Below are 25,666 nucleotides of genomic sequence, written 5' to 3'. Positions count from 1 at the left end.
AAAAGAAAAGGACTCAGCATGAATCACCTAGAAATCGAATTTAAAACCGGCCTGACCCAGCAAGAATTTCAGTCCTTGTTGGCTTATTTTGGAAATCTTCCTGCCCTAGAGCAGACCAACTACTATATCGATAGTTCCGACTTTCTCCTGGCTAGCAAAAGACTGGCCCTGCGGATTCGGACCTTTCGACAAGCAGGCGAACTGACCCTAAAAATCCCCCAAAAGGTCGGCAGCATGGAATACAATCAAGAGCTAACTTCTGGACAAGTCCAAGAGCTACTGACCTCTTTTTCTCTCCCTTCAGGGACCATCCGGGATTTACTACTGGAAAGGCAGATTCCGCTTGACCAGTTGGGGATTTTGGGTCATCTAAAAACCTGGCGCAGGGAAAAAGCTGATAAAATTGGCCTCCTAGCCCTGGACCAAAATGAATATTTCGATATTAGAGACTATGAGCTAGAGGTCGAAGTCACAGATGCCTCAAAAGGCAAGGAAGATTTCCTCAAATTTTTACAGGACCAGGGCATCACTTATAAGCATCTTAAAAGTAAAATTGCCCGCTTCAGCCAAAAGCTGGTAAAAAGCTGAAAAAATCCATTTTTTTTGGTAAAATGATATATTGTAAAGCAAGTCGCTAGCGCTAGTTTCAAGAGCTAGTCCTAGCTCTAAAAAAGGAGTCTTAAAAGCAATGGTCAGTCTAAGAACCGATAAGAAGCAAATGAAGTTGTTTGCCCTCAATTCCAACTATCCAATGGCCGAAAAAATTTCCCAAGCCATCGGTGTTCCTCTTGGAAAATTATCTTCCCGCCAATTTTCCGACGGTGAAATTCAAATCAATATTGAAGAAAGTGTCCGGGGATTTGATATCTACATCATCCAATCTACTAGCTTTCCAGTCAACAACCACCTGATGGAACTCTTGATTATGGTCGATGCCTGCAACCGGGCCAGTGCCAACTCGGTCAACCTAGTCATTCCTTACTTTGGCTATGCCCGCCAGGACCGGACCGCCGCTCCCCGCGAGCCTATCACAGCTAAATTGGTAGCCAATATGTTGGTCAAGGCCGGAGTGACCCGGGTTTTAACCCTTGATTTACATGCCGTCCAAGTCCAAGGTTTCTTTGATATTCCGGTCGACAATCTCTATACGGTTCCACTTTTTGCTGAGCATTACTGCAAAATGGGCTTGACCGGTGAAGATGTGGTCGTGGTTAGTCCGAAAAATTCTGGCGTTAAGCGGGCCAGGAGTTTAGCCGAGCATCTAGATGCCCCTATCGCTATTATCGACTATGCCCAAGACGACTCCGAACGTAGTGAGGGCTACATCATCGGAGATGTGGCTGGCAAGAAAGCCATCCTGATTGATGATATTTTAAATACTGGTCGGACCTTCTCTGAGGCAGCTAAGATTGTCCACGATGCTGGTGCAGTAGAGATTTATGCCGTTTCCAGCCATGGCCTCTTTGTCAAGGGAGCTGCCGAAAAAATCGATGCCGCTCCGATCAAGGAAATTTTGGTTACAGACTCTGTGGCTACCAAGGAGAAAACGCCTAAAAATCTCAAGTATATTACAGCTAGCGAGCTGATGGGAGACGCAATCCTGCGGATTCATGAACGCCGCCCAGTCAGTCCTCTCTTTTCTTACCAAAAAAAGGATTAGGGTGATAAGGTGATTTATTTAGACAATGCAGCTACCAGCCCCCTATCGCAAGCTGCCCTGACTGCCATGATTCAGGTGCTAGAAGAGACCTTTGGCAATCCTTCCAGCACCCATAGCCACGGCCGAGCAGCCAGTAAAATCCTGCGTCAAGCCAGGTCTAGACTGGCCCAACTTTTAAATTGCCAAGACCAGGATTTAATTTTCACTTCTGGGGGAACAGAGAGCAACAATCTAGCTATCAAGGGTTATGCCCTAGCCCATCAAAATCGGGGGAAACACTTAATTACAACTGCTATTGAGCATCATTCTGTCCTAGATACTATCCAGTATTTGGTGGATAGATTCGGCTTTGAGGCCAGCTACATAAAGCCCAAGGACGGGAAAATCACTGCTCAACAAGTCCAGGAAGCTTTGAGACCCGATACAATCCTGGTTTCCACCATGTATGCCAACAATGAAACTGGCTATCTCTTGCCCATTCAAGAAATCAGCCAACTTCTAAAGGACCACCCAGCAGCCTACCATGTAGATGCTGTCCAGGTTATGGGAAAACTTCCTATAAACCTCCAAGAGCTAGGGGTTGACTTTCTTTCAGCTTCGGCCCACAAATTCCACGGCCCCAAGGGGGTAGGCTTCCTCTATGCCAAGCAGGTCCAATTTGATAAACTACTACATGGCGGCAGTCAGGAAAATAAAAGACGGGCAGGTACGGAAAATCTAGCAGCCATCCAGGCGATGGTAGTTGCTCTTGAAGAAAGCTTAGATAACTATCAAGACAAGTTGGATAAGGTAGAAGGCTTAAGGCAAGAAGTCCTAAGTCAATTAGAGCAAGATCAAATCGACTTCTACCTCAACCAGGCCCAACCCCAACTACCCCATATTATCAATATCGGCTTTCCCAAAGTAACCAATGACTCCCTGCTTCTGCGCCTGGACTTGGCAGGGATTTCTATCTCTACTGGCTCTGCCTGTACGGCTGGGACAATCGAGCCCAGTCATGTTCTAGCGGCCTTTTACGGACCTAACTCAACCCGGCTGACCGAATCAGTCCGCATCAGCCTTTCTGATCAAAACAGCCTGGCTGAAATGAACCTATTTGTTGAAAAATTAAAAGAAATTTTAGGAGGATAAGATGGCTTTTCAAACAAGCGTTAGCTTAAAAAACTGTCTCTACACATATACTATTGGAAACAAGGTTAAAAAATTCACCCTGCGTGACAATACCTTTAGTCAAACCAAGGTTGGAAATTTTGAACTCACCCGGCTCTTAGAGGCTATACCTAACAGCGGCAATGGCTTTTTACTGAAAATCATTATCAATTCAGATATGACAGCCTTTAAAATCAACATTACCGACAAGTCTGGTCTACGTCTGGTTGATATTTTCAAGTCGGAAGACAACCACATCATTCAGGAAAAATTCTACTTCCTCATGGATAGCCTAGTTGAGCGGGAAATCTTCAGCAAGAAGGAACAGTAAGCAAATCATTAACACTTTTCAACTTTTTGCAGTATAATATAGACATAAAAAGGGGGAAATACAATGATTGAATTAAAATATTTAGATCCTTACAAGGTCGAACGTAGCCTGAGCTATGATAACTTTGATGAGTTTTTACTAGCCCTATCTGGTTGTTTGACTATTCCAGACTACCTACCAGTCGCTAGCTTGACCTATAAGGGACAAGAACTTCCTTATAAGGGAAATATCGGCGACCTTTATCGTAGCATGTCCAACTTTGATCTCAGTCCCTACGAAAATTAGGACTGAACATAGTAAGAAAAAACTAAGGGACCTCTCTTAGTTTTTCTGTGTTGATAAAGTTGATTTTTTCACAATCTTTCTATAAAATAGTAATGAAAGGGTGTGATATCGTGAAAACTGATAAACAGACAACTATTCCAAGAGCAACCGCAAAGCGACTCTCGCTATACTACCGCATTTTCAAACGATTCCATGCTGAGCGCATCGAAAAGGCCAACTCCAAGCAAATCGCCGAAGCTATCGGTATTGACTCGGCTACGGTCAGGCGCGACTTTTCCTACTTTGGTGAGCTCGGTCGACGCGGTTTTGGCTATGATGTCAAAAAGCTGATGAACTTTTTCGCTGAACTTCTCCATGATAATTCCATCACCAATGTCATGTTGGTCGGTGTCGGAAATATGGGACGGGCCCTGCTCCACTACCGCTTCCATGAACGAAATAAAATGAAAATTGTCATGGCCTTTGATACTGATGACCATCCAGATGTCGGAAAGACCAGCTCTGACAGCATTCCCATTTACGGAATTTCCCAAATCAGGGAAAAGATCCAGGGAGCTGATATTAAAACAGCCATCCTCTCTGTTCCCAGTGTCAAGGCTCAGGAAGTAGCTAGCATCCTGGTCCAAGCTGGTATCAAAGGAATCTTAAGCTTTTCACCCGTCCACCTCAATCTGCCCAAGGATGTGGTCGTCCAGTATGTCGATTTGACTAGCGAACTACAAACCCTACTCTATTTTATGAAGAAAGATTAGTCTTAGAAAGAGAACAAACATTTATGAAAAAAGCAATTATTGGTATTACCGGTAATGAGCGAAAAAATCCCGAGGACAATGACATCTTGCTGAGCTATTCGGCAACCGGTTTTGTCCAGGGGGTCAAAGAGGCTGGAGGGATTCCACTTATCCTCCCGATTGGCGATTCAGAAATGGCCAAATCCTATGTTGAAATGGTCGATAAAATCATCATCACTGGCGGTCAGAATGTCTCACCTCAATTCTATGGAGAGGAAAAAAAGATTGACAGTGATGACTACCATTTAGGGCGTGATAAGTTTGAGCTGGCCATTATCGAAGAGGCCATTAAGCAAAACAAGCCCCTTTTTACCGTCTGTCGAGGTACCCAGCTCTTCAATGTTGCCATGGGCGGTAGCCTCAACCAGGAAATCGAGCACCACTGGCAGGATAATTCGGCAGAATATACCAGTCAAGAAATGGTGACAGAGCCCGGCTCTATCCTTTTTGATATTTATGGAGCTAAGTCTCAAATCAACTCCTTCCACCACCAAAGTATCAAGGATTTGGCTCAAAATCTAGAAGTGATTGCCCGCGATCCCAAGGATCAAGTAATTGAGGCCATCAAAACGACAGACGGCTTTCCCTACCTAGGTGTCCAGTGGCATCCCGAGTTCCTCTTTGGTAGTCGGCCAGAGGACTTCGCCCTCTTTACTTATGTAGTCAAGGAGCTCTAGAGCAGGTCGGTCTCTTCCCGATAGCTATAATAGTTCTGACCGGCCACGATTAGATGGTCCAAAAGAGTCAGCCCCATCATCTGGCAGGCTTCCTTGATGTGTTGGGTGACCTGGTCATCGTTTTTACTGGGATAAGCCGAGCCTGATGGGTGATTGTGGACCAGAATGAGAGAGCTTGCCATGTGCTTAAGGGCGTAGTGGAGAATTTCTCTAGGTTCAGCAATACTACGACTGACACTCCCGATAAAGATTGTTTGCTGATGAATGATATGATTTTGAGTATTGAGATAGAGCGCCACTAGGTGCTCTTGTTTTTTATCTCCTAGCTCCTGCTGCATCTTCTGAGCCAGCTTTTGACTACTGAGGATTTGCTCGCGCTCCAGGGTCTCTGCCTGGGCAATGCGGCGTCCCAACTCCATCATGGCCTGTAATTCAATGGCCTTGACTTGGCCAATGCCCGAAATGGTTTGCAATTCTTGCAAGCTCAAATAGCGCAAATCGGTCAGCTTTGATAGGCTGGAAAGGATACGGTGGGAAATCTGAAAAACACTCTCCTTTTTACTACCTGTCCGCAATAAAATAGCCAGTAACTCTTGATTGCTTAACTGCTCCGCCCCTTGAGTCAAGAGCCGTTCGCGCGGCATCAGGGCCGCCTCCTGAAATGAAATACTATACATAAGGACCTCCTTATCTGATTATTCGTAAAATCTTGATAGGGAGGTCTTAAAAACTTCTTTTTGGCTAAAATAAGCTCAATTCCTTATCTGTTAGTGCCTGGCCAGCTATCATTGGACCTCCTTTGTAACAAGAAGACAAGCTTTTTCTCGTCCTATCCCCAATCAAGCTCGGTCATCCACTAGACATTACAAATCGTAGAAAAGAGGCAAAAAAACCAAGAAAGGGTCAAGAACCACCTTCTTGGTCTGCTTTTATAATTGCATTTGATTATAGGATTTACTGAAGTAGCCTAAAAGCTCCTTAGGTGCCTGATCATAGGCGACAGAGCCCTCCAATCGTCCCTTGACAATGGTCCGGGAGGTGGCTGCTGCATCTTCACAGGTTACCAGGGTCACCTCAGCACTACCGTCTTCAGCTTCATTGATGACATCTACCCGATCAGGAGCCACATTTTCAACTGTGGTAATCGTATAGGTATAGATATTTTCCTTATCTGTCAAGTAGATTTTCATTCCAGCCTTGGCCTTGTCCAAGGGGGAAAAGAGCATGCTGTTGGCCCCGGTGATTCCAAAAACATGGTGGCTAGCCAGGGCATAATTGCCCTGGCCCATCTGCTGCTCTTCCTTCATGGTTCCTGCTCCATAGTAGAGGCCGGCATTATTTAAACCTTTAAAGATTGGAAGATTGAGCGAAAGTTCCGGAATAGCAACCCCTCCGATAACGGGAAGTTGCTGGGCCTGCCACTGGGCATTGATAACCGCCTCGGTGGAGAGGGGTTCCACCTTTTCAAAGTTAAAATCCCCCTTGGTCTCCTTGTTTTCTTTAATCTTATCCTTAGAAACCTTACTGACCTGATACTTGTTGGTATGCCAGACCATAATCATGTTTCGGATAGAGGAGTTAAAAATCAGGCCTAGGGCAATGATAATCAGTAAAAAGGAGAGGATATTTAAACCTAGTCTCTTTTTTTTCAGTTTTTTTGCTTTCCTTCTAGCTTCCAATCGTATTCACCTTCTATTCGTCCGTTGGGACTTCTTCTTTCTCAGTTTCTACAGCATCCACACTGGTAAAGGTAACAATGCGGGCATCCTTGTCCAGGCGCATGACCTTAACTCCCATGGTTGAGCGACCAGTTTGGGAAATATTGGCGACACTGGTCCGAATCATGACACCAGTATCTGTAATGACCATAAGGTCTTCCTGACCACTGACAGTCATCAGTCCTGCTAGGGGCCCATTCTTAGAGGTCACATTGGCCGTTTTAATTCCTTTACCGCCTCGACCCTTGGTTGGGTACTCCTTGGCTGGCGTCCGTTTACCATAGCCATTTTCGGTAATGATTAGGACCTCGTCACTGTCCTTAACTACACTGGCTCCGACCACTTGGTCACCCTCTCTAAGGCTAACTCCTCGAACCCCAGTTGCTGTCCGTCCCATATTCCGGACCTTGTCTTCCTTGAAACGAACAGAATAACCAAATTTAGTGCCTATAATAACGTCAGAATCCCCGTCAGTCAGAAAGACGTTGATAAGTTCATCTCCATCTTTCAAATTAAGCGCTTTGAGCCCATTTTGACGAATATTAGCAAATTCAGACACGTTTATCCGCTTGACAATCCCATAGCGTGTTGTGAAGAAGAGATAATCATTATCCCCCTTGTCTTGTTGAACATTGATAATAGTCTGAATAGTCTCTTCTTCATCCAACTTCAAAAGATTAACAATTGGTAAGCCTTTAGCCGTCCGTCCATATTCTGGAATTTCATATCCTTTAAGGCGATAGACACGTCCTTTATTGGTAAAGAAAAGTAAGCGATCGTGAGTGCTAGTTGATACTAACTCACGCACAAAGTCATCATCTTTAACCCCAGTACCTTGGACCCCGCGACCTCCCCGTTTTTGAGCTGTAAACTCAGTCTGGTTGAGTCGCTTGATGTAACCCTTGTTAGAAAGGGTAATCAGAACATCTGCCTCTTCGATGAGATCCTCATCTTCCAGTGTTAGAACCTCTCCGACCATTAGTTCGGTCCGCCTTGGGTCGGCAAACTTACGTTTCACCTCGTCTAACTCTTCTTTGATTAGAGCCAAGACCCTAGCAGGCTTGGCCAAAATATCAGCCAAATCAGCAATCAAGGCAAGCAGCTCATCATACTCAGACTGAATCTTATCACGTTCCAAGCCGGTCAGACGACGTAGACGCATATCTAAGATAGCTTGACTCTGCCGATCCGATAAGTCGAACTTAGCCATCAATTCAGCCTGGGCTTCGGCATCCGTCTGGCTATTGCGGATAATCTGAATGACCTCATCAATATGATCCAGTGCAATCAAGAGACCGGCTAAGATATGAGCCCGAGCCTCGGCCTTCTCCTTATCAAAGATGGTCCGTCTAGTAACTACTTCCTTTTGGTGCTCAATATAGGCAAGTAGAATCTCACGCAAGGAAAGAATCTTGGGAACACCATTCTGGATAGCCAGCATATTAAAGCTGAAATTGGTCTGCATCTGGGTCAGTTTAAAGAGGTTGTTCAAAATCACATGGGCGCTAGCATCCCTCTTGACTTCGATAACAAAACGAACTCCCTCGCGGTTGGATTCGTCCCGAACAGCCGTAATTCCATCAATCCGCTTTTCCTGCACCAGGCGGACAATATGCTCATGCACCTTGGTTTTGTTGACCATATAGGGGAATTCCGTAACAACAATCCGCTCCCGGCCTGTCTTGGTTTCTTCGATTTCTGTGCGTGAACGTAAAACGATTGAGCCCTTACCTGTCTCGTAGGCCTTATGGATACCAGACTTGCCCATGACCAAGGCTCCTGTCGGAAAATCAGGACCAGGCAAGACTTCCATGATGTCCCTGGTTGTAGCCTCAGGCTTATCCATAATCAGCTTAACAGCATCAATGGCTTCTCCTAGATTGTGGGGCGGGATATTAGTAGCCATACCAACCGCAATCCCTGTCGCCCCATTAACTAGGAGATTAGGGAAGCGGGCTGGTAGCACGACTGGTTCGCGCTCGCTGGCATCATAGTTATCCGCATAATCAACTGTATTTTTATTGATGTCCTTGAGCATTTCGAGCGCAATCTTGCTCATCCTTGCCTCGGTATAACGCTGGGCCGCAGCACCATCTCCATCCATGGAACCAAAGTTTCCATGACCATCTACCAGCATGTAACGATAGCTCCACCACTGGGCCATCCGAACCATGGCCTCATAGATAGAAGAATCCCCATGTGGGTGGTATTTACCCATGACATCCCCGGTAATCCGAGCTGACTTCTTATGGGGTTTATCTGGAGTCACTCCCAATTCATTCATCCCATAAAGAATCCGCCGATGAACGGGTTTTAGACCATCACGAACATCTGGCAGAGCCCGAGCCACGATGACACTCATGGCATAATCAATGAAACTAGTCTTCATTTCGCTAGTCAGATTGACATTTACTAAATTTCTATCCTGCATTAAAAAATGCCTCTTTTCACTTTTATAACTGTTCTATTATATCATATTTTGCCTCTTTTTTCAGCAATCACACCCATGTATAAAAACGTTTACATTTGTTGAAAATTCGGATTTATAGTGACAAACATCTGTAAAAGTGATAGAATGAAGTTGTATGGGCAAGTGCCCTCTATAAAAATTAAGGAGATGTTTAGAATGACTGCTACTAAACAACATAAAAAAGTTATCCTTGTGGGTGACGGTGCTGTAGGTTCTTCTTACGCTTTCGCTCTTGTCAACCAAGGTATCGCTCAAGAATTGGGAATTATCGAAATCCCAGCCTTGTTTGAAAAGGCTGTTGGTGATGCAGAAGACCTGTCCCACGCCCTTGCTTTCACCTCACCTAAGAAAATCTACGCAGCAACTTATGCTGACTGTGCAGACGCTGATTTGGTCGTTATCACTGCTGGTGCTCCACAAAAACCAGGTGAAACACGTCTAGACTTGGTTGGTAAAAACCTTGCTATCAACAAATCAATCGTCACTCAAGTAGTCGAATCTGGTTTCAAGGGTATCTTCTTAGTTGCTGCTAACCCTGTTGATGTCTTGACCTACTCTACTTGGAAATTCTCAGGTTTCCCTAAAGAACGCGTCATCGGTTCAGGTACTTCCCTCGACTCAGCTCGTTTCCGTCAAGCGCTAGCAGACAAGATTGGCATCGATGCACGTTCTGTCCATGCCTACATCATGGGTGAGCACGGTGACTCTGAGTTTGCCGTTTGGTCACATGCTAACGTTGCCGGTGTTAAACTAGAACAATGGTTGCAAGATAACCGTGATTTGGATGCTCAAGACTTGCTTGACCTCTTCATCGGTGTCCGTGACGCAGCTTATTCAATCATCAACAAGAAAGGTGCTACCTACTATGGTATCGCAGTTGCTCTTGCTCGGATTACCAAGGCTATCCTGGATGATGAAAATGCAGTTCTGCCACTTTCAGTCTTCCAAGCTGGTCAATACGGTATCGAAGATGTCTTTATCGGTCAACCTGCTATCGTCGGTGCGCATGGTATCGTTCGTCCAGTAAACATCCCTCTTAACGATGCTGAAACTCAAAAGATGCAAGCATCAGCTAAACAATTGAAGGAAATCATTGACGAAGCCTTCAAGAATCCAGACTTCCAAGCAGCATCAAAAAACTAAAATAACAAACTATGAAATCTCCTCTAAGCAGGAGATTTTTTAGTTTCTAAAAAAGCCAGCAACTAAAAGGACCTAGCTCTCTATAATTCAGAACTAAGCCCTTGGATTAAATATTTTGTTCAACTTGGGAACCTGTAAAAGAGGGTTTTTCTCTGACAAAAGTAAAAGCTGATGGAAACCATCAGCTTTTAAGTGTTATCATTTAATCTTTAGCCTTCAGGGCTGCCATAGTTACATAGTTGTATGGCTTGTTGAAGTGTGGTAGGAAGAACATATCGAGAAGGCCCAGTCTGTCGATTGTAACCTTTTCTTGAATAGCTAAGGAGAACATGTGGATACCCATAGACATATCTTCCCTAGAAGCCATTTGCGCTCCAAGTACAACCCGGCTGTCCTTGTCATAAACAATCTTCAAGGTGACATCGTAGTTGCCATGCTCCATAAAGTCTGGTTTTTGAGTATCGGTCACTTCTACTGTTTCTGGATTGTAACCAAAACGTTTTGCTTTTTCAGCTGTCAAACCAGTTGAAACCATTTTAAGACCAAAGATTTCGATACCGTTTGAACCTTGCACACCGTTTGATTCAAGTTCACGGCCACAAACATTGTGGGCTGCCACAATACCGGAACGCAAAGCATTGGAAGCAAGGGCGATATAGTTGGTGTCATTGATAGAGTTATCATAAACAGTCGCACAGTCACCGATAGCATAGACATCTGGACGGCTAGTTTCTTGCTTCTTATCAACAATAAAGGCACCATTGCGGAAGGTTTCCAATTGGCCAGCTCCAAGGGCTGTATTTGGCCGGAAACCGACTGCCAAGACTACCATGTCAACATCAAAGCTAGCCTTGTCAGTTACAATGCGCTCAACTTTACCTTCCCCTTCAATAGCTTGGACTGTTTGACCAAAGGCCAATTCAACTCCATTGTCTTCCAGGTTTTTACGCATCATGTCTGAGAGGTCGCGATCGTAGTAGCCAGCCAAGCAAGTATCAACGACATCAATTAGGATAACTTCTTTGCCTAGGCGTTGGAAGGCTTCTGCTAATTCAACCCCGATATAACCTGCTCCGACAACCGCTACCCGGTTAATGTTTTTACTCTTATCTTGCAACTTCTCAATCACATCAGCAGCGTTTTGGTAGAGTTTTACGAATTGCAGGTTTTCAAGTGTGGACTTAAATTCGCGGCTATTTGGATCAAATTCAGCTCCCTTGATTGGTGGCAAGATAGGCTGTGACCCGGTAGCCAAGACCAATTTGTCATAAGACTCGACATGCTCTTTACCGTCTACTAGGGCAGTAACAGTTTTAGCATCGTAGTCGATAGACTCAACTGGGGAGTTCATATAAACCTTAGCTCCCTTAGCTTCAAACATTTCCTTATCTGCATAGAAAAGGCCATCTGGCTTACTGATTTGCTTCCCAATCCAAAGGGCCATTCCGCAGGCCAAGAAAGAGATATTGGAATTTTGATCAAAAATGACAACTTCATTTTCAGATCCATAGTTGTCTAACATGGTGTTAATACAAGCCGTACCAGCATGGTTAGCTCCTACAACTACAATTTTACTCATAGAATATTCCTACCTTTTAATTAAAATTTTACCTGCCAATTATACCACTAGCTGTTAGCGTTTACAAGTTATTTGCTCATAATGAGCTGAAAATTTTCAAATATCTATAAAATAAATGTGCAAACGTTCTCTTTTTCTGCTATAATGGTAAGTGAAGAAGATAATAGAAAGGTTGCTTTGTGATGCTCGTTTCAGGTTCGATTTCTCTAATGGGAACGACCATTACCGTTTCCTTGCTGGCTGATGATGCTGAGGCCCTACTAGCCCAAGTCATGGAGCTTTTAAAAGTCTATGAACAGCGTTTTAGCGCCAATGATGATCAATCAGAGTTGATGAAGGTCAATCATGAAGCGGGCAAAAATTGGGTCTTTGTTCATCCCGAACTTTTCGAGCTAATCGCCCTGGGTAAGTCCCACAGTCTAGCTCCAGCCAGTCATCTCAATATTACGATTGGTCCCTTGGTTCAAACTTGGCGAATTGGCTTTAGCGATGCTAGAGTACCCAAGGACCAAGAAATCAAAGACGCCCTTAGTCTAACGGATCCAAGCTTCATCGAGCTGGATTTCAAAAATCAAGGAGTCTATCTGGCTAAGCCCGGTATGAAGATTGACCTAGGAGCCCTTGCCAAGGGCTATATCGCCGATCGAATCGCTGACTTTCTAAGAAAAAAAGGGGTAAGTTCGGCCCTTATCAATCTAGGAGGCAATGTTCTGACCCTAGGTATCAATGAAGAAAGCAAGCGACCTTGGCGAATCGGTATTCAAAATCCCCAAGAGACCCGCGGCCACCACTTGGCCCTCTTGAACATTCAAAATCAATCGGTCGTGACCTCGGGCGTCTATGAGCGTAGTCTCACCGATCAAGGAGAGACCTATCATCATATCCTGGATCGCAAGACCGGCTATCCGCTCAAGACCAAGCTCACTAGCTTGACCATCGTTTCTGATAAATCGGTGGACGGGGAAATTTGGACAACCCGGCTCTTTGGCCAAGAGCCTGCTGCTATTTTAAAGGCAGTTGAGGCCCAAGAGGGGCTAGAAGCCTTTATCATCACTGAAAACAACCACTACTTCTATAGCTCTGGTTTAGAGCCCCAGATACTTTAAAAATAGAAAGGATTTTATCATGTTAAAATTCATTGGTTTAGTTGGAACCAACTCCAAACAATCCACCAACAGAAAGCTCTTGCAATATATGCAAAAACATTTTGCCCAAAAGGCCGAAATCGAATTGATTGAAATCAAGGACCTCCCTCTTTTCAATAAACCAGCCGACAAACAAGTCCCCCTAGAGGTGCTAGAAATCGCTGAAAAAATCGAGGCAGCTGACGGTGTGATTATCGGGACTCCTGAATACGACCACTCCATTCCAGCTGTGCTAATGAGCGCCCTTGCCTGGCTTTCTTATGGCATCTACCCTATGCTCAATAAACCGGTCATGATTACCGGAGCTTCCTATGGAACCCTAGGTTCTTCTCGGGCCCAATTGCAACTGCGACAAATCCTTGACTCGCCAGAGTTAAAGGCGACTGTCATGCCTGGTTCTGAGTTTCTCCTTTCCCACTCCTTACAGGCCTTTAACCAGGATGGAGACCTAATCGACTTGGATACTATCCAGAAATTGGACGCCCTCTTTGATGACTTCCGTCTCTTTGTGAAAATCACTGAAAAATTGTCCAGCGCCCAAGAACTGCTCCATAAAGAAGCTGAAAACTTTGACTGGGAAAGCCTATAAGAAAGAGAGGAAGATAAAGAATGAAATTTGTAGGACTAGTTGGCTCAAATGCCGAACAATCATATAATCGTAAATTGTTAGAATTCATTCGCAAGCAATTTAAATTAAAATTTGAATTAGAAGTACTGGAAATCGACCAAGTACCTATGTTTAATCAGGATGAAAAATGGGATGAAAGCTTCCAACTTCGCCTCCTCTATAACAAGATTACGCGGGCGGACGGAGTTATTATCGCTACTCCTGAACACAACCACACAATCACTGCTGCCCTCAAGAGCGTCCTAGAATGGCTCTCTTACGAGGTCCATCCCTTTGAAAATAAACCGGTCATGATTGTAGGAGCTTCCTACTACGACCAAGGAACTTCTAGAGCCCAGGTTCACCTGCGTAAAATCCTTGATGCTCCTGGGGTCAATGCCTATACTCTACCAGGAAATGAATTTCTCCTAGGCAAGGCCAAGGAAGCCTTTGATAACAATGGAAATATCACCAATGAAGGAACTGTACATTTCCTAGAAACTTGCTTGGACAACTTTATCAAATACGTAGAAGTGGTATCAAAATTGAAAAAACCAAAACCAATTGAACCAGAAGATTTAGATGTAACCAACCCAATCGCAACAACCATTACAGGTGTTGACCCTGATGATCCAGACTGGGTTGAAAAGGCAGCTGAACTGGTCGGTGCTGTTTCTGGCGATACCTATGTCAAATTGGACCATGGTATTTTAACGGTTAACCAGATTGATATGTTCCTTAAGGCTATGCCTTTTGAGTTGACCTATGCCGATGACAACAATCAATTCCTTTACTACAACAATGCCCACCAAGATCCAGACACCATGTTTGCTAAGCGGGTCCCATCCCAGTCAGGTAGTCGTCTGTCGACCGTTCACAACTCCCTACCAGGCGGACGGATGAAAAATGTCGAATGGGTAGTTGGTAGCTTAAGAAACGGAAATGAAGAGTATGTGAGAACCATCGTCCCTGGTGGACCTGACGGCGTTATCAATACCCACAACTATCAAGCCATGTACTATCCAGACGGTTCCTATGCCGGAATCAACGAAATCGTCTTTAACTTCCAACCTTGGTTGGACTGGTACCTACAAACCACTGGTCAACGCTTAGTTGGTGGGGCTGCTTCAACTGCTTATAACCCACATGGGGGCGGAGCTGATGCGACCTCTGGTGCTTCTGACGCTGGTGGTAGCGCAGATACTACCGCTGGTGCCTCTGACGCTGGTGGCGGTGAAGCCGATGCAACTTCAGGTGCTTCAAGCTAAAACACTTAGAATACAAAAAGCCACAATTTCTCTAGGCAAGACTTGTGGCAAATAGGATTTAAAAAGGCCAGGCTAGACTGTGAGATTCTAGCTTGGCCTTTCTATTCTCTTAGGGTTGAGGCCTGGATCTCGACCTCTTTTGTTTTGGGCTAGTTTTTGGCCAGAGCCTTAACTAAAAGACGGGCAACTGCACGACCAGACATGGGATTTTGACCTGTAATTAGCTGACCATCCCTTACTGCAAATTCAGAGAAAAAGCGCTTTTTGACAAAATTAGCTCCCTGGCTACGAGCGACTTTTTCCGTTCCGAAAGGAACGAGGGACTGTTTACCAGATAGGACTTCTTCTGTTTGAGTAAAGCCGGTTATGGTTTTACCTGCAATCAGAGGCTGGCCTAGAGAGTCCTTGAGGTAGAGAAGGCCAGCCAGGCCATGGCAGACCGAGCTTAAGTAGCCTCCAGCCTGATAAATATCCTGGGCCAGCTGGGCCAAGGCCTCATCATGAGGGAAATCCCAGACCACTCCATGGCCACCAGTATAGTAAATAGCTAGATAGTCTTCTGCCCTAACTTGCTGGGGGCTCAAAGACTGACTTAAGGCCCGACTTTGAAAGTCCTCTGACTGGTAGAGGGCCAAATCGCTCTCTCTTAGATAGAAAGGTTTAAGGCTTCTAGGATCTATGGGAACATAGCCGCCTTTTGGGGAAAGGTAATCTATCTGATAGCCCTTCTTGGTCACCTCATCTACAAACTCCGTTGCTTCTGCTAGCCAGAGACCTGTCGCTTCCTTATGCTTGCCGTAACGGCTGTTATTGGTCAAAACCACTAAAATCTTTTTCATATTCACTCCTTAAGGTTTACTGATTTTATAAGGGATTATTTGCATTTAGTCCTCCCTTAGACAAGTCCTTTTATTTTATGCTTTTTCCAGCCAAAAGACAAGAAAAAGGTCCGAGTCTATTAAGCAGGAACTGGAAAAAATAAGGATCTTGTTTTTCTTTAATGAATCAGCAAGAAACCCCGCTTGAATAATCAAACGGGGCCTCTTTTTTGAATTTTTAGTGAGAAATATAGGTTTCCAGGACCTCTAGTAGTTGGCTGGAACTTGAAAGAACCTGGCCATTGAGCTTAACCAGGCCAACAGTATAGAGGTTGACATAGGAAAATTGCGATTCAGCTACTGTTTTTAGGGCAGAAAGTTTCTGGGGGTTATCTGCACCCTGTTGGCGAGAATCACTATAAAGGGCCAGGATAGGGATTCCCGCCTGATAGGCCACACCGATTTCAGAAGCCACGCCAGGGTCAATAATTTGCCCATCTAAAATAGCAATTAACAAGTCACTTTTGAGGACCGCTGCTGTGTCAAGCTTAGCAATCATCTTGGAATCGGCATAGGCATTTTTATCGTTAATTTGCCCCTGCTCCTGAGGAAGAAAGACCTCTACTTGAGGAAAGCGACTACGAATTTGCTCAACTAGCTGGCGATTAAAGGCTAGCTCCATCTCGCTAAATAAGGGACTGGCAAAATAGATATGCATAAAAAACCTCCTTAAGGTCAGTAAATTTTGATTCTATTTTATCACGAAAAGAAGAGGCTGTCAGATTTTTTAAAGGAAAAACCAGTAAAAATCAATTTACTGGTTTCTCTTTTTAATCGACTACTAGGATAGACTTAATTGTCTTGCGCTGGTCCATATCCTTATAAGCTTGGTCAATCTCATCTAGCTTATAAGAGGAAGTAAAGACCTTACCTGGGTTAATCTCGCCTTTAAGAACAGCATCTAAGAGACCTCCCTTGACATAGGTGGTAACTGAAGCAGGACCTCCTGCGAAAATTAGGTTGAGACCAAAGTAGTCAGCCATATTGATGTCATCTGTATGCGGCAGGCCTACCCGGCCGATATGGGCACCTGGTCGGCAAACCTTGATGGCTGTTTCGGTCGATAAGTGCGTTCCGACACATTCAAGGGCTGCATCTACCCCTGTTCCGCCAGTTAGCTCCAGAACCTTGGCTACTCCTTCATCTCCACGTTCGGCTACAATATCTGTCGCTCCAAATTCCAAGGCTAGTTTTTGACGGTCAGCATGACGGCTCATGATGATAATTCGCTTGGCACCGCGGAGTTTAGCAGCAATAACTGCGCAAAGTCCGACCGCTCCATCACCGACAACCGCAACAGTATCTCCAGTTTTAACATCTGCTACTCTAGCTGCATGATAGCCCGTTGGCATCACATCGGATAAGGAAAGCAGCGATTTGAGCATGCCTTCTGAATAGTCACTTGGTTGGCCAGGAACCTTAATCAAGGCCCAATCTCCATGGCTATAGCGAACATATTCGGCCTGATAGCCACCAGAGTAGTTGCTAGACGAGTCATGGGATTGGCAGCCCGCCTCAAATCCAGCCCGACAGGCTGCACAATGACCACAACCATGGGTGAATGGTGCGATAACAAAGTCACCTGGAACGACTGTATTGATGGCCTGGCCGACCTCTTCTACAATACCGATAATTTCATGACCGCTGTTGGCTGTACCAACTACTTCCTCACTATCATTACGGTATTTCCAAAGGTCTGATCCACAGACGCAAGAACGGACTACTCGTATAATCACGTCGTCTGCTTCTTGGACTTTAGGGATATCAAGTTCTTTGAGGCCAACTTGGCCGGTCTTTACATAAACAGCTGATTTCATCTAATTTCTCCTTTATCATCTGTAAGTTTACTGCTGTCAATCATAGGGAACTCCCTATAATGAAGGCTGAGGGAATGGTCATTTATAAGTCTGCTAATCTTGCTCCTTTTTAATCTCTAGTAGCTTTTTCAAGAGTTGAAAAGCCAGCTCATAGACTGAGTAGAAAGTATAGTCTATCTGCAACTCTTCTAGGGCCTGGCGCTGCTTTTTGGTCCCAACAGCATAGGCGTGGAGGCCAAAGAGATAGGGGAAAAAAGCATAGATAAATACTTGGCGTTCAGGAGCGGATATAGTAGGGAAGAGGGTAGCTAGGCTACTTTCGACAGCTGACAAGGTTTGAGCATAGGCTCGCTTAAAGCTAATAATCAACTCCATCCGGCTCTTTTCTTCAAAGTCAGCAATATTATTAGCAATGAGCTTGAGCATGAGCGGTCGATCCTCCAAGCTTTGGGCCAGAAAGTCAGCAAAGTCCAAGCGACTGAGTTTTTTCCCCTCATACTTGTCCTTAAAAGCCAGGATAGCCTGGGCCCAATTCTCATACTCCAAAGTCAGCAGGGTCAGAAAAATCTCCTCCTTACTATGAAAGTAATTATAGATAGAAGGGCGACTAAAAGAGGTGACTTGACTAATCTTTTTCAGATTGATGTCCCGATAAGACTCTCTTTGATAGAGTTGCTTGGTCGCTTCAAGAATTTCCTGGGCCCGCTTCTCCGTCTTAAACTCTGTAGTCTCTCCTTCTTTCATTTCGTTCCTTTCACTTTGACACACTGTCAGCAATAATTGACAAGATTTATTTTAACACTTATCTGACACTGTGTCAATTAAAAAAGATGAAAAAAATCCAAGAAATGTACTGACCCCAAAAAGTTGGACAAATAATTATTGCATGGATTTAGTTCTGTATTCTACAGGGCTAAGTCCTTTTAATTTTTCTTTGATTCGTTTGTTATTGTAGTAGTCAATATAGTCCTCAATAGCCTTTTCCAATTCATCCAGTGTCTGATAAGACTTCTCATAACCATAGAACATCTCAGACTTGAGAATGCCAAAGAAAGACTCCATCATGCCGTTATCTAAGCTATTGCCCTTCCTAGACATAGACGGCACCATGCCATGCATTTCTAGAAAGTAGTGATAGCTCTGGTGTTGGTATTGCCAACCTTGGTCACTATGTAGAATAGTCCCCTTGTAAGTCTCAGCAGGGAAGGCTTTCTCAAGCATATCATGTAATTGCTCTAGATTAGGAGATTGAGAAATATTGTAGGCAATAATCTCGCTGTTGAATCCATCTAAAACAGGTGATAGGTAGAGTTTCTTATCACTAGTTGGGATAGAGAATTCCGTCACATCTGTATAACACTTCTCATAAGGTTTGGAACCCTCAAACTGGCGCTGAATCAGGTTGTCTGCTTTCTTACCGATGTCACCCTTGTAGGAGTTATACTTGCGAGGTTGACGCATCACAGCTTTCAAATCAAGCTCTCTCATGAGTCGTTGGACTTTCTTGTGATTGACATGGACTCCTCGATTTTTTAACTCTAGATGAATGCGCCGATAGCCATAGTTGCCCTTGTGCTCATGGAAGATGGTGACCATCAACTCTTTCAATTCTTTATTAGAATCTTTTTGAGAGAGTCGTTTTCGTTGGTAATAATAAGTAGCACGCGGCAATTTTAGAATACCGAGTAATAAGGAGAGCGAATATTCAGGAATCAATCCCTGAATGATTTCTGTTGCTCTTTGAGCCTTGCTTCGTCCTTCAACCGGTATTCTCTCAGCTTTTTTAGGACAGCATTCTCCGCTTTCAGATATTCATTTTCGTATTGAAGTCGCTCTAACTCCGTCATTTCCTCTAATTTTTTCTTTGGTTTCCGTCCCATTTTTAGTGGCCTTCCCTTTTGTTTCTCAACAATAGTATACCCGTTTTTCTTGTATTGTGCCAGCCAATTGGAGAGCGTCCCACGGTTTGGGAGAGCATAATCTATGGAAACCTCTAGCTGAGACCGACCTTTAAGTAAGACATCGTCCATGATTTGTTTCTTCAATTCAGGAGGATAATACTTCTTTTTTTCTTTACGAACACTTTCTAGTCCATGCTTATCCATTAGCCGGACCATATATTGAAGATTAGACACCTGGACATCGTATTTTTGACCGAGTCTTGACCAAGACCAGCCAGCTAATTTTAGCTGATAGATTTCAATTTTATCATCATAGCTTAATTTCATCAAAAAACACCCCTTCTGTTAGATTTTCTGTCTAACTTTTGGGGTGCGGTTCAAAAAGGGTTCGGTCCTTGGACTTTTTGACTAATTTTTAGTCCTTAGAGGCGAAAACGATTTGACCATCGCAAATGGTATAGCAAACCTGTCCCTTGAGACTTTCACCAATAAAGGGGGAATTGGCTGCCTTAGAGGCAAAATGGTCAGACACTAGACGATCCGCCTGAGGGTCAAAGATAGTGATATCTGCAGGTCCGCCTTCTGCCAAGAATCCTGCCTCAAAACCATAGAGTTGGGCCGGATTGATGGTCATTTTTTCCAATAATTGCATCAGGCTTAAGTCCCCTGTTTCTACCAAATAGGTCAAGCCGAGCGAAAGAGAAGTTTCTAATCCGGTCATACCAGATGGTGCCTGGGTGATGTCAGCCACATTTTTTTCGTCAGCATGATGGGGGGCATGGTCCGTCGCAATAATTGAAATCACTCCTGACTTAAGCCCCTCAATAACAGCTAACCGATCGGACTCTAGACGCAGGGGCGGATTCATCTTTGCCTTGCTGCCTTGAGTTAAAAGCAAAGACTCGGTCTTAGAAAAATGCTGGGGAGCCACTTCTGCAGTTACCTGGGCCCCCAGTTTTTGAGCAAACTCGACCACCTGAACACTCTCTGCCTTAGAGAGGTGCTGGATGTGAACATGGGCCTTACAATCATAGGCAATCATAACATCACGCGCAATCATACTGTACTCGGCTACTCCTGTCGCCCCACAAATATGAAAATGCTCCCTAGCAATCTGCTCGTTAAAACCTAAAACGCCATTCAGTTCAGGGTCTTCCTCGTGCAGGCTAATAAAGGTTTGATTTTTTCGGGCCAATTCCAGGGCCTGGCGTAGTACCTTGGCACTAGTCAAGGGAATTCCATCGTCAGAAAAACCCACTGCACCTGCCTCTAGCAGGGCTGGGAAATCAGTCAGATTTTGACCGTCAAAATTTTGAGTAATGGTAGCGACTGACTTGACATGAATCTTCTCCCGACTAGCTGACTCCAGGACCTCTTTTAGGGTCTCCTTGGTCGAAATTGTCGGATTGGTATTGGCCATCATGACGACTGTGGTAAAGCCACCCGCTGCCGCTGCCAAGGAGCCCGTATGGATATCTTCCTTATGAGTCTGACCTGGCTCCCTAAAATGAACATGAATATCTACCAGCCCCGGTGCAACCACCAGCCCCTGGGCATTGATAACCTGGGCCTCCCCATTTTCAATATTAGGAGCAATTTTGACAATCTTCCCCTCCTCAATCAAGAGATCTGAAAGCTGATCCAATCCAGTTTTAGGATCCATTACCCGACCATTTTTAATCAATAACATAGCGACACTCCTTATTCATAAAAGTCAACATGATAGTCCAAGAGCTGGTCCCCCTGATAGGAGAAACTAGCCGAAAAGAAAGGTTTATCCTCCAAGAGCCAAGAGACAAAGGTATGGTCCCCCTCCCAGGTCGGCTTGGATAAGACCTGCTCATAGGGAACCCACTCCAGAGTTCCCTCATTGCAGTCAATCAACTGGCCCTCAAAGTCGGTAGCCTTAAAAACATAGGTGTACCAATCATGACCAGGTGTAAATTCTGGAAAGGTGATAATTCCCTTGAGCACAGGTTTGGCCCGCAGGCCCGTTTCCTCAAAAATCTCACGTGCAGCGCAGGCTTGGGGTGTCTCTCCTTTTTCTAGCTTGCCTCCGACCCCAATCCACTTACCAGCATGGACATCATTGGGCTTTTTATTGCGGTGGAGCATGAGGAACTCCTTGCCATTATCCAGATAACAAATCGTTGCTAATTTAACCATAGTTCTCCTTTATTGTAACCAGTCAATCGGACCGAGACCTTGTTGGACTAAAAATTCATTGGCACGAGAAAAGGGCTTGCTACCAAAAAATCCACGATAGGCCGATAAGGGGCTGGGATGGGCCGACTCGATAATCAAGTGCTTGGGATTGCTAATCAAGGCCTTTTTCTTACGAGCATAAGAACCCCAGAGGATAAAGACGACAGGGCTATCCTTTTGATTGACTACCTTGATGATGGCATCTGTAAAAGGCTCCCAAATAAGACCTGCATGAGCATTGGCCTGGCCGGCAGGTACAGTCAAGCTAGCATTCAAGAGGAGAACTCCCTGTTTAGCCCAGGGGGTCAAATCGTGGGAATCTTTCTGACCTAGATCGCTAGCCAACTCCTTTAGAATATTCTGCAAGGAAGGAGGGGCTGGGATATCATCTGGCACCGAGAAACTCAAACCCTGAGCCTGCCTTGGGCCATGGTAAGGGTCTTGCCCCAAAATCACCACCTTGACATCCGACAAATCCGTGGTCTGAATGGCATTAAAAACCTTGTCCCGCGGCGGATAAATGGTTGCCGACCCGTAAACATCATCCAAAAAATGATTGATTTTAGCAAAGTAACCCTCTGGCAACTCCTGCTTAATCAAATCGTGCCATGCTGAATGTCGCATTGTGACCTCTCTTTCTTTTTAACAATCCTTTAGCCCAGCCAAGCAAAGGCCCGCTTCAACTCCGCTTGGCCATTTTCCAAATAACAGCGTCCATGTGCCAGAATAATTTTATCCGGCTACCAGGCTAATATTTTTCTCAAAGACTTTCTCGCAACTTCCTTATTAGCTGTAAAAGTCAAACGAAAATCAAGTGGCGTTTTCCCCTTAGGGTCAGAAATCCCTGCCGCTTTATAGACAAGCTTCCTAATTGGACTGGTCATTTTTTCTGTCTCAAAATTTTCAATCAAATCTGCTAAAATCAAGGTCGAACTCGCTCTGTGAAAAAAGACCACTTCTTCCACAACCTTGCTGCCCTTAAAAGTCAGCTGTTCCAAGTCAGCCGACCAGTCACCAGGCGCTGACTCTGTCAATTCTCGGCCAAAAGCGGTGGCTATATTTTGGCTAGTCGCCCGCTTTTCTATACCTGGACTGGCCCAGGCAAGAGCATCTGGATAACGCTTTTTCCAAGCAGCGATATAGGCATAGTGAATCTTGTTGGGCGAAACCAAGTGAGCCACTTGTCCCAGCGCATCAAGTTTTTCAAAAAGCCCTTGATGAGGAGCCAAGGGCGAATGGCACCAGAGCTTGCCGTCTGATAGCCGAACGACCGTCATCCGCGTTGAAAAAGGAAGGGAAAAGAGACCAACATTCATATCTATAATATCTCCGTCCACAATCCAAATATTGTCGGCAATCGCTTTGAGCGTGTAAAGCGGTGGATACAGGGGAACTACTGTTTTTGTCATGACTTCGCTCCTTTGCTTTTCTTTCCTTATTATAACAAAAAAGAAAGGGAGACAAAAGCCAAACCCTTAAGAGAGCTGACTTTTTCTTCCTTTCCAAGCAATTATTTTCTTTACTTTCTCACCCCTAAAAGAATAGCGACCTAGGCCTAGACTAGCCAGGAGGACTATTTGCGGCAAAAATTGAATTAGATAGCGGGTCTTGCCGCCTTCAAAGATTTGGAGAAAGAGAAGACCACCAAAGACCGCCAAGGCCAGGAGATTTAAGGCCTCATCCTCGGCCCGAAACTTCCACATGGCAAGAACTAGATCAAAGGCTAGGAAAATCCAGAATAGCTGCTTGACCAAGGCATAATAGGCAAAGCTCTTCTTATCCGTATTGAGAAAGTAATCTCTGATAAACTGGGCCCAGGCTTGACTCTTGGTCCAGTCATAAAGAGGAGAGATATAAGGAGTCTTCTCATTTTCAACACTGCGATAAAGCCAACCCAAGGTCCCTTCTGCCACCGTCAAGGACTCCTTGTAATAAAGATGCCCTAAGAAGGTCCAAGGCGTGAACTCGCTCAAGCGACGCTCGATGTCCTTGATAATATTCTCCTGCGCAAACATACCGTTATTGTAGTCAGCACGCCGACTAGGCTCCACATAGGCCAAGAGGCCTTCCTTCATATCTTCTTGATTATGACCCGTATCGGTCAAACCTAAATCAATAAAGAGAAGGGGGCCCTTAGCTAGTCCTTCTCCCTTGACCAGAGGAATCTCAGTTTGATTTTTAATCAAGTGATTGAGACTGAAATAACTAGCAGCGAAAGCTAGACTAAAGACTCCTAGGACTAAGAAGGCTTTCTTAAACCCCTTTCTTAGAAAAAGAAGACCAAAAAAGGCTATTAAAAGGATCAGAACAGTCGGCCTGATAAGACTAGCTAGGCCAGTGATAAGAGCCAAAAGCACTGTTTTGAGACTAATTTTATTTGTCTCCTTCTCTTGGAAAATAGCTAGAGTCAGAAAAATCTGAAGCGCAATCAAGGGCAGGGGTAAAATGTCTGTATACATGGAGAAGAAATAAGGAGAAAAGCCCAGTAAAAGCAGATAGAGGAAAAAGGTCATATCAGCTGTTTTTTGTCCCAAGTACTTCAAACTCCCCTTATACAAAATCCAGGCTGTCACATCTGTATAGAAAAGATTGAGAGCCTGCATAATCCAAAGCCCAGACGGACCAAAAATCTTAAAGAAAAAACGTTCATATAAGAAGAGGAACATATTATTGGGATTGCGGGTCAAATAATTAGAAATAGAACTTTCCTTGAGATAGCCAAAAGCCCCCGTAAAAACCACTGCCGCATCTCTGCGAATCAGCAATTGAGCTGCCAGCAACATGACAAGTTGAAAAATAATCGCTGCTAGCATTAAGGCTCGCTTATGCTGCATCAAGAACTGATAAAAACCTTTTAATTGCTTGCGACAGACAAAGAGAAGCAAGACTAGGGCCAGGAAAAAGAGGCTAGCTCCCACTGAAGGCAATAAATTATTTATATGAAAAATCGCAATCACTAGCCAATGAATCACTAAAAGCAAAAGCAACTTTTGCAAAAAAGAAAAGAAAAAGGAATAGACTTTGTTCATAGTTACATTATAACAGAAACAAAAAAAATAGGCGAGCACGCCCAGAGTTCAGAACATATTAGCTTGCCCATAACCTATGTGAGGGTGAAAAATTTCAATTAAAATGCTTAGAGACAATTCTAAGCATCAAACAAAAACTAATCCTCAATCACTAGCGGCAACTGGCCCTCTAGCTCGCCTTTTTTAAACTTGTCCTCCATTTCAATCCACTCATAAACTAACTCTTTGAGTTTAGCGGTAGGAAGAACTACATCTGGTCCAAGTTCCTCGTAAGCAAAGCCAACTAAGGCAGTGCGACTGTCTCCCTCTACAAAGGACATATTGCCTGAAAAATAGAGGTCTACCTTGCGCCCCGAAAGGACATCGTCTAATTCTTTGACAATATGGGGAGCAAAATTATGAGTTTCGCTAAATAAAAAATCTTGTAGAGCGTACAGCTCTTCATTTTCAAATGCAACGTTTAATCGAGGATAATTTTTTAAAGATAGATATTTTCTTGTATACATTTTATTCTCCTATTATTGATTTTGAGAAGGAAAAGCGCTAATGATTTTTCCGTTTTTGTCTAAAAACATATCAATCTTGATACCATTTTTTGCTGTTCCACTATATGTATTCCTTGTTCCCTCAATGTATTCTCTGTTATTATACGCCTCATTGATAACATCTACCACTTCCTGCGGGCTCATGGTATCGGGGAATATAGTAGATTTCGCATGCTTAATCACACCATTTACCTTAACATCCACTTCATAGACCCCATTCCCCAAATCTACTCGAGTATCGGGTATTGCTTCACCAGCAGTTCCTTCGATATTGACATAGTGATAGCCCTTGGCTTGACGGCGCCTCACTTCTCCTTCAAAAATATGTTTAACGGTATTCTCTCTAAAACTTTCCGTATGTTCAAGTTGCTCTAACACTTCCGGTGAATAGGTCTCTGGTGTATGAACAACGTCCTTCGTTACAGTGACTGGTTTACTCGCCTGATACGCACTATACAGCCCGGTCCC

26 protein-coding genes and 1 pseudogene are annotated in these 25,666 nt (G+C 44.3%); 11 read left to right on the top strand and 16 right to left on the bottom strand.

Annotated features, from left to right (window positions below):
* Window positions 1-18 precede the first annotated feature (18 nt).
* From C4K46_RS04775 to C4K46_RS04745, 7 genes are all read left to right on the top strand, one after another.
* Window positions 19-588, top strand: coding sequence for a CYTH domain-containing protein (locus C4K46_RS04775; protein ID WP_209627733.1), 570 nt, complete (start codon window positions 19-21; stop codon window positions 586-588).
* A gap of 100 nt (window positions 589-688) precedes the next feature.
* Window positions 689-1,660 (top strand): ribose-phosphate diphosphokinase, encoded by a 972-nt coding sequence (locus tag C4K46_RS04770; RefSeq protein ID WP_209627732.1) that lies wholly within the window; start codon window positions 689-691, stop codon window positions 1,658-1,660.
* 9 nt (window positions 1,661-1,669) lie between these two features.
* Window positions 1,670-2,791: a cysteine desulfurase family protein gene (locus C4K46_RS04765; protein ID WP_209627731.1), complete on the top strand. Its 1,122-nt coding sequence runs from the start codon at window positions 1,670-1,672 to the stop codon at window positions 2,789-2,791.
* A gap of 1 nt (window position 2,792) precedes the next feature.
* On the top strand, window positions 2,793-3,140 hold the full coding sequence (locus tag C4K46_RS04760) for a DUF1831 domain-containing protein (protein WP_209627730.1): 348 nt from the start codon (window positions 2,793-2,795) through the stop codon (window positions 3,138-3,140).
* A 63-nt stretch (window positions 3,141-3,203) separates the two neighbouring features.
* Window positions 3,204-3,425 carry a DUF4649 family protein gene (locus C4K46_RS04755; RefSeq protein WP_209627729.1) on the top strand — a complete coding sequence of 74 codons (222 nt, stop codon included), beginning with the start codon at window positions 3,204-3,206 and terminating at the stop codon, window positions 3,423-3,425.
* A 110-nt stretch (window positions 3,426-3,535) separates the two neighbouring features.
* A complete protein-coding gene (locus tag C4K46_RS04750) occupies window positions 3,536-4,177 on the top strand; it encodes a redox-sensing transcriptional repressor Rex (RefSeq protein WP_209627728.1) in 642 nt (213 codons plus the stop codon).
* Between the two features lie 23 nt (window positions 4,178-4,200).
* Complete coding sequence (locus C4K46_RS04745; protein ID WP_209627727.1) at window positions 4,201-4,893, top strand: gamma-glutamyl-gamma-aminobutyrate hydrolase family protein; 693 nt, start codon at window positions 4,201-4,203, stop codon at window positions 4,891-4,893.
* Here C4K46_RS04745 and radC read toward each other — a convergent pair.
* The 3 genes from radC to gyrA form a co-directional block, all read right to left on the bottom strand.
* Window positions 4,890-5,570, bottom strand: a complete 681-nt coding sequence (gene radC, locus C4K46_RS04740) for a RadC family protein (RefSeq protein WP_209627726.1) — start codon at window positions 5,568-5,570, stop codon at window positions 4,890-4,892. The genes C4K46_RS04745 and radC overlap by 4 nt on opposite strands.
* A 252-nt stretch (window positions 5,571-5,822) precedes the next feature.
* Complete coding sequence (locus tag C4K46_RS04735) at window positions 5,823-6,572, bottom strand: class A sortase (protein ID WP_209627725.1); 750 nt, start codon at window positions 6,570-6,572, stop codon at window positions 5,823-5,825.
* A gap of 13 nt (window positions 6,573-6,585) precedes the next feature.
* The gene (gene gyrA, locus C4K46_RS04730) at window positions 6,586-9,042 is read right to left on the bottom strand and encodes a DNA gyrase subunit A (protein WP_209627724.1); all 2,457 of its coding nucleotides are present in this window, start codon (window positions 9,040-9,042) and stop codon (window positions 6,586-6,588) included.
* Window positions 9,043-9,237: 195 nt separating this feature from the next.
* Here gyrA and C4K46_RS04725 point away from each other — a divergent pair, with 195 nt between their 5' ends.
* Window positions 9,238-10,224: an L-lactate dehydrogenase gene (locus C4K46_RS04725; protein ID WP_209627723.1), complete on the top strand. Its 987-nt coding sequence runs from the start codon at window positions 9,238-9,240 to the stop codon at window positions 10,222-10,224.
* Between the two features lie 202 nt (window positions 10,225-10,426).
* Here the strand turns inward: C4K46_RS04725 and nox are convergent, their stop codons facing one another.
* Window positions 10,427-11,803, bottom strand: a complete 1,377-nt coding sequence (gene nox, locus C4K46_RS04720; protein ID WP_209627722.1) for a H2O-forming NADH oxidase — start codon at window positions 11,801-11,803, stop codon at window positions 10,427-10,429.
* A gap of 179 nt (window positions 11,804-11,982) precedes the next feature.
* Here nox and C4K46_RS04715 point away from each other — a divergent pair, with 179 nt between their 5' ends.
* The 3 genes from C4K46_RS04715 to C4K46_RS04705 are packed head-to-tail and all read left to right on the top strand — an operon-like array spanning window position 11,983 to window position 14,823.
* Window positions 11,983-12,909 (top strand): FAD:protein FMN transferase, encoded by a 927-nt coding sequence (locus C4K46_RS04715; protein WP_338059776.1) that lies wholly within the window; start codon window positions 11,983-11,985, stop codon window positions 12,907-12,909.
* Window positions 12,910-12,928: 19 nt separating this feature from the next.
* Window positions 12,929-13,537: an NADPH-dependent FMN reductase gene (locus C4K46_RS04710; RefSeq protein WP_209627721.1), complete on the top strand. Its 609-nt coding sequence runs from the start codon at window positions 12,929-12,931 to the stop codon at window positions 13,535-13,537.
* Window positions 13,538-13,557: 20 nt separating this feature from the next.
* Window positions 13,558-14,823: an NAD(P)H-dependent oxidoreductase gene (locus tag C4K46_RS04705; RefSeq protein ID WP_209627720.1), complete on the top strand. Its 1,266-nt coding sequence runs from the start codon at window positions 13,558-13,560 to the stop codon at window positions 14,821-14,823.
* A gap of 149 nt (window positions 14,824-14,972) precedes the next feature.
* Here C4K46_RS04705 and C4K46_RS04700 read toward each other — a convergent pair whose 3' ends face one another.
* The 12 genes and pseudogenes from C4K46_RS04700 to C4K46_RS04645 all read right to left on the bottom strand — a co-directional run bounded on the left by C4K46_RS04700 (window position 14,973) and on the right by C4K46_RS04645 (window position 25,576).
* Entirely contained in the window at window positions 14,973-15,662 is a 690-nt protein-coding gene (locus tag C4K46_RS04700) for a type 1 glutamine amidotransferase domain-containing protein (protein WP_209627719.1), read from the bottom strand.
* Between the two features lie 217 nt (window positions 15,663-15,879).
* Entirely contained in the window at window positions 15,880-16,359 is a 480-nt protein-coding gene (locus tag C4K46_RS04695) for a nucleoside 2-deoxyribosyltransferase (protein ID WP_209627718.1), read from the bottom strand.
* A 112-nt stretch (window positions 16,360-16,471) separates the two neighbouring features.
* Window positions 16,472-17,518: a zinc-dependent alcohol dehydrogenase family protein gene (locus C4K46_RS04690; RefSeq protein ID WP_209627717.1), complete on the bottom strand. Its 1,047-nt coding sequence runs from the start codon at window positions 17,516-17,518 to the stop codon at window positions 16,472-16,474.
* 93 nt (window positions 17,519-17,611) lie between these two features.
* The gene (locus C4K46_RS04685) at window positions 17,612-18,262 is read right to left on the bottom strand and encodes a TetR/AcrR family transcriptional regulator (protein WP_209627716.1); all 651 of its coding nucleotides are present in this window, start codon (window positions 18,260-18,262) and stop codon (window positions 17,612-17,614) included.
* Window positions 18,263-18,397: 135 nt separating this feature from the next.
* Window positions 18,398-19,746 (bottom strand): IS3 family transposase gene (locus C4K46_RS04680; protein WP_209627715.1). Its coding sequence is split into 2 segments (ribosomal slippage): window positions 18,398-19,305 and window positions 19,305-19,746, totalling 1,350 coding nucleotides; the frame shifts between segments, so codons are not numbered across the junction.
* Between the two features lie 88 nt (window positions 19,747-19,834).
* Window positions 19,835-21,109: a dihydroorotase gene (locus C4K46_RS04675; protein ID WP_209627714.1), complete on the bottom strand. Its 1,275-nt coding sequence runs from the start codon at window positions 21,107-21,109 to the stop codon at window positions 19,835-19,837.
* Window positions 21,110-21,120: 11 nt separating this feature from the next.
* The gene (locus C4K46_RS04670) at window positions 21,121-21,585 is read right to left on the bottom strand and encodes an NUDIX hydrolase (protein ID WP_209627713.1); all 465 of its coding nucleotides are present in this window, start codon (window positions 21,583-21,585) and stop codon (window positions 21,121-21,123) included.
* Between the two features lie 9 nt (window positions 21,586-21,594).
* Complete coding sequence (locus C4K46_RS04665; protein ID WP_209627712.1) at window positions 21,595-22,248, bottom strand: uracil-DNA glycosylase; 654 nt, start codon at window positions 22,246-22,248, stop codon at window positions 21,595-21,597.
* Between the two features lie 29 nt (window positions 22,249-22,277).
* Window positions 22,278-23,033, bottom strand: a pseudogene (locus tag C4K46_RS04660) (DUF4336 domain-containing protein).
* 66 nt (window positions 23,034-23,099) lie between these two features.
* Window positions 23,100-24,653: a glycosyltransferase family protein gene (locus tag C4K46_RS04655; RefSeq protein ID WP_209627711.1), complete on the bottom strand. Its 1,554-nt coding sequence runs from the start codon at window positions 24,651-24,653 to the stop codon at window positions 23,100-23,102.
* A 137-nt stretch (window positions 24,654-24,790) separates the two neighbouring features.
* Window positions 24,791-25,159, bottom strand: coding sequence for a hypothetical protein (locus C4K46_RS04650; protein WP_209627710.1), 369 nt, complete (start codon window positions 25,157-25,159; stop codon window positions 24,791-24,793).
* A gap of 12 nt (window positions 25,160-25,171) precedes the next feature.
* Window positions 25,172-25,576 (bottom strand): EndoU domain-containing protein, encoded by a 405-nt coding sequence (locus C4K46_RS04645; protein WP_338059775.1) that lies wholly within the window; start codon window positions 25,574-25,576, stop codon window positions 25,172-25,174.
* Window positions 25,577-25,666 lie beyond the last annotated feature (90 nt).

The organism is Streptococcus oricebi (assembly GCF_017883985.1).
In the GTDB taxonomy this organism is placed as follows: domain Bacteria; phylum Bacillota; class Bacilli; order Lactobacillales; family Streptococcaceae; genus Streptococcus; species Streptococcus oricebi.
The sequence above is the reverse complement of the archived record's forward strand: the minus strand, read 5'-3'. Positions and strand labels throughout refer to the sequence as shown.

Excerpts from the sequence above, each read along its gene's own strand:
- nox (WP_209627722.1), bottom strand. The coding sequence starts at position 11,803 with ATGAGTAAAATTGTAGTTGTAGGAGCTAACCATGCTGGTACGGCTTGT.
- C4K46_RS04710 (WP_209627721.1), top strand. The coding sequence starts at position 12,929 with ATGTTAAAATTCATTGGTTTAGTTGGAACCAACTCCAAACAATCCACC.
- C4K46_RS04690 (WP_209627717.1), bottom strand. The coding sequence starts at position 17,518 with ATGAAATCAGCTGTTTATGTAAAGACCGGCCAAGTTGGCCTCAAAGAA.
- C4K46_RS04695 (WP_209627718.1), bottom strand. The coding sequence starts at position 16,359 with ATGCATATCTATTTTGCCAGTCCCTTATTTAGCGAGATGGAGCTAGCC.
- C4K46_RS04755 (WP_209627729.1), top strand. The coding sequence starts at position 3,204 with ATGATTGAATTAAAATATTTAGATCCTTACAAGGTCGAACGTAGCCTG.
- C4K46_RS04770 (WP_209627732.1), top strand. The coding sequence starts at position 689 with ATGGTCAGTCTAAGAACCGATAAGAAGCAAATGAAGTTGTTTGCCCTC.
- C4K46_RS04670 (WP_209627713.1), bottom strand. The coding sequence starts at position 21,585 with ATGGTTAAATTAGCAACGATTTGTTATCTGGATAATGGCAAGGAGTTC.
- C4K46_RS04665 (WP_209627712.1), bottom strand. The coding sequence starts at position 22,248 with ATGCGACATTCAGCATGGCACGATTTGATTAAGCAGGAGTTGCCAGAG.
- C4K46_RS04725 (WP_209627723.1), top strand. The coding sequence starts at position 9,238 with ATGACTGCTACTAAACAACATAAAAAAGTTATCCTTGTGGGTGACGGT.
- C4K46_RS04655 (WP_209627711.1), bottom strand. The coding sequence starts at position 24,653 with ATGAACAAAGTCTATTCCTTTTTCTTTTCTTTTTTGCAAAAGTTGCTT.
- C4K46_RS04675 (WP_209627714.1), bottom strand. The coding sequence starts at position 21,109 with ATGTTATTGATTAAAAATGGTCGGGTAATGGATCCTAAAACTGGATTG.
- C4K46_RS04705 (WP_209627720.1), top strand. The coding sequence starts at position 13,558 with ATGAAATTTGTAGGACTAGTTGGCTCAAATGCCGAACAATCATATAAT.
- C4K46_RS04760 (WP_209627730.1), top strand. The coding sequence starts at position 2,793 with ATGGCTTTTCAAACAAGCGTTAGCTTAAAAAACTGTCTCTACACATAT.
- gyrA (WP_209627724.1), bottom strand. The coding sequence starts at position 9,042 with ATGCAGGATAGAAATTTAGTAAATGTCAATCTGACTAGCGAAATGAAG.
- radC (WP_209627726.1), bottom strand. The coding sequence starts at position 5,570 with ATGTATAGTATTTCATTTCAGGAGGCGGCCCTGATGCCGCGCGAACGG.
- C4K46_RS04745 (WP_209627727.1), top strand. The coding sequence starts at position 4,201 with ATGAAAAAAGCAATTATTGGTATTACCGGTAATGAGCGAAAAAATCCC.
- C4K46_RS04650 (WP_209627710.1), bottom strand. The coding sequence starts at position 25,159 with ATGTATACAAGAAAATATCTATCTTTAAAAAATTATCCTCGATTAAAC.
- C4K46_RS04775 (WP_209627733.1), top strand. The coding sequence starts at position 19 with ATGAATCACCTAGAAATCGAATTTAAAACCGGCCTGACCCAGCAAGAA.
- C4K46_RS04685 (WP_209627716.1), bottom strand. The coding sequence starts at position 18,262 with ATGAAAGAAGGAGAGACTACAGAGTTTAAGACGGAGAAGCGGGCCCAG.
- C4K46_RS04700 (WP_209627719.1), bottom strand. The coding sequence starts at position 15,662 with ATGAAAAAGATTTTAGTGGTTTTGACCAATAACAGCCGTTACGGCAAG.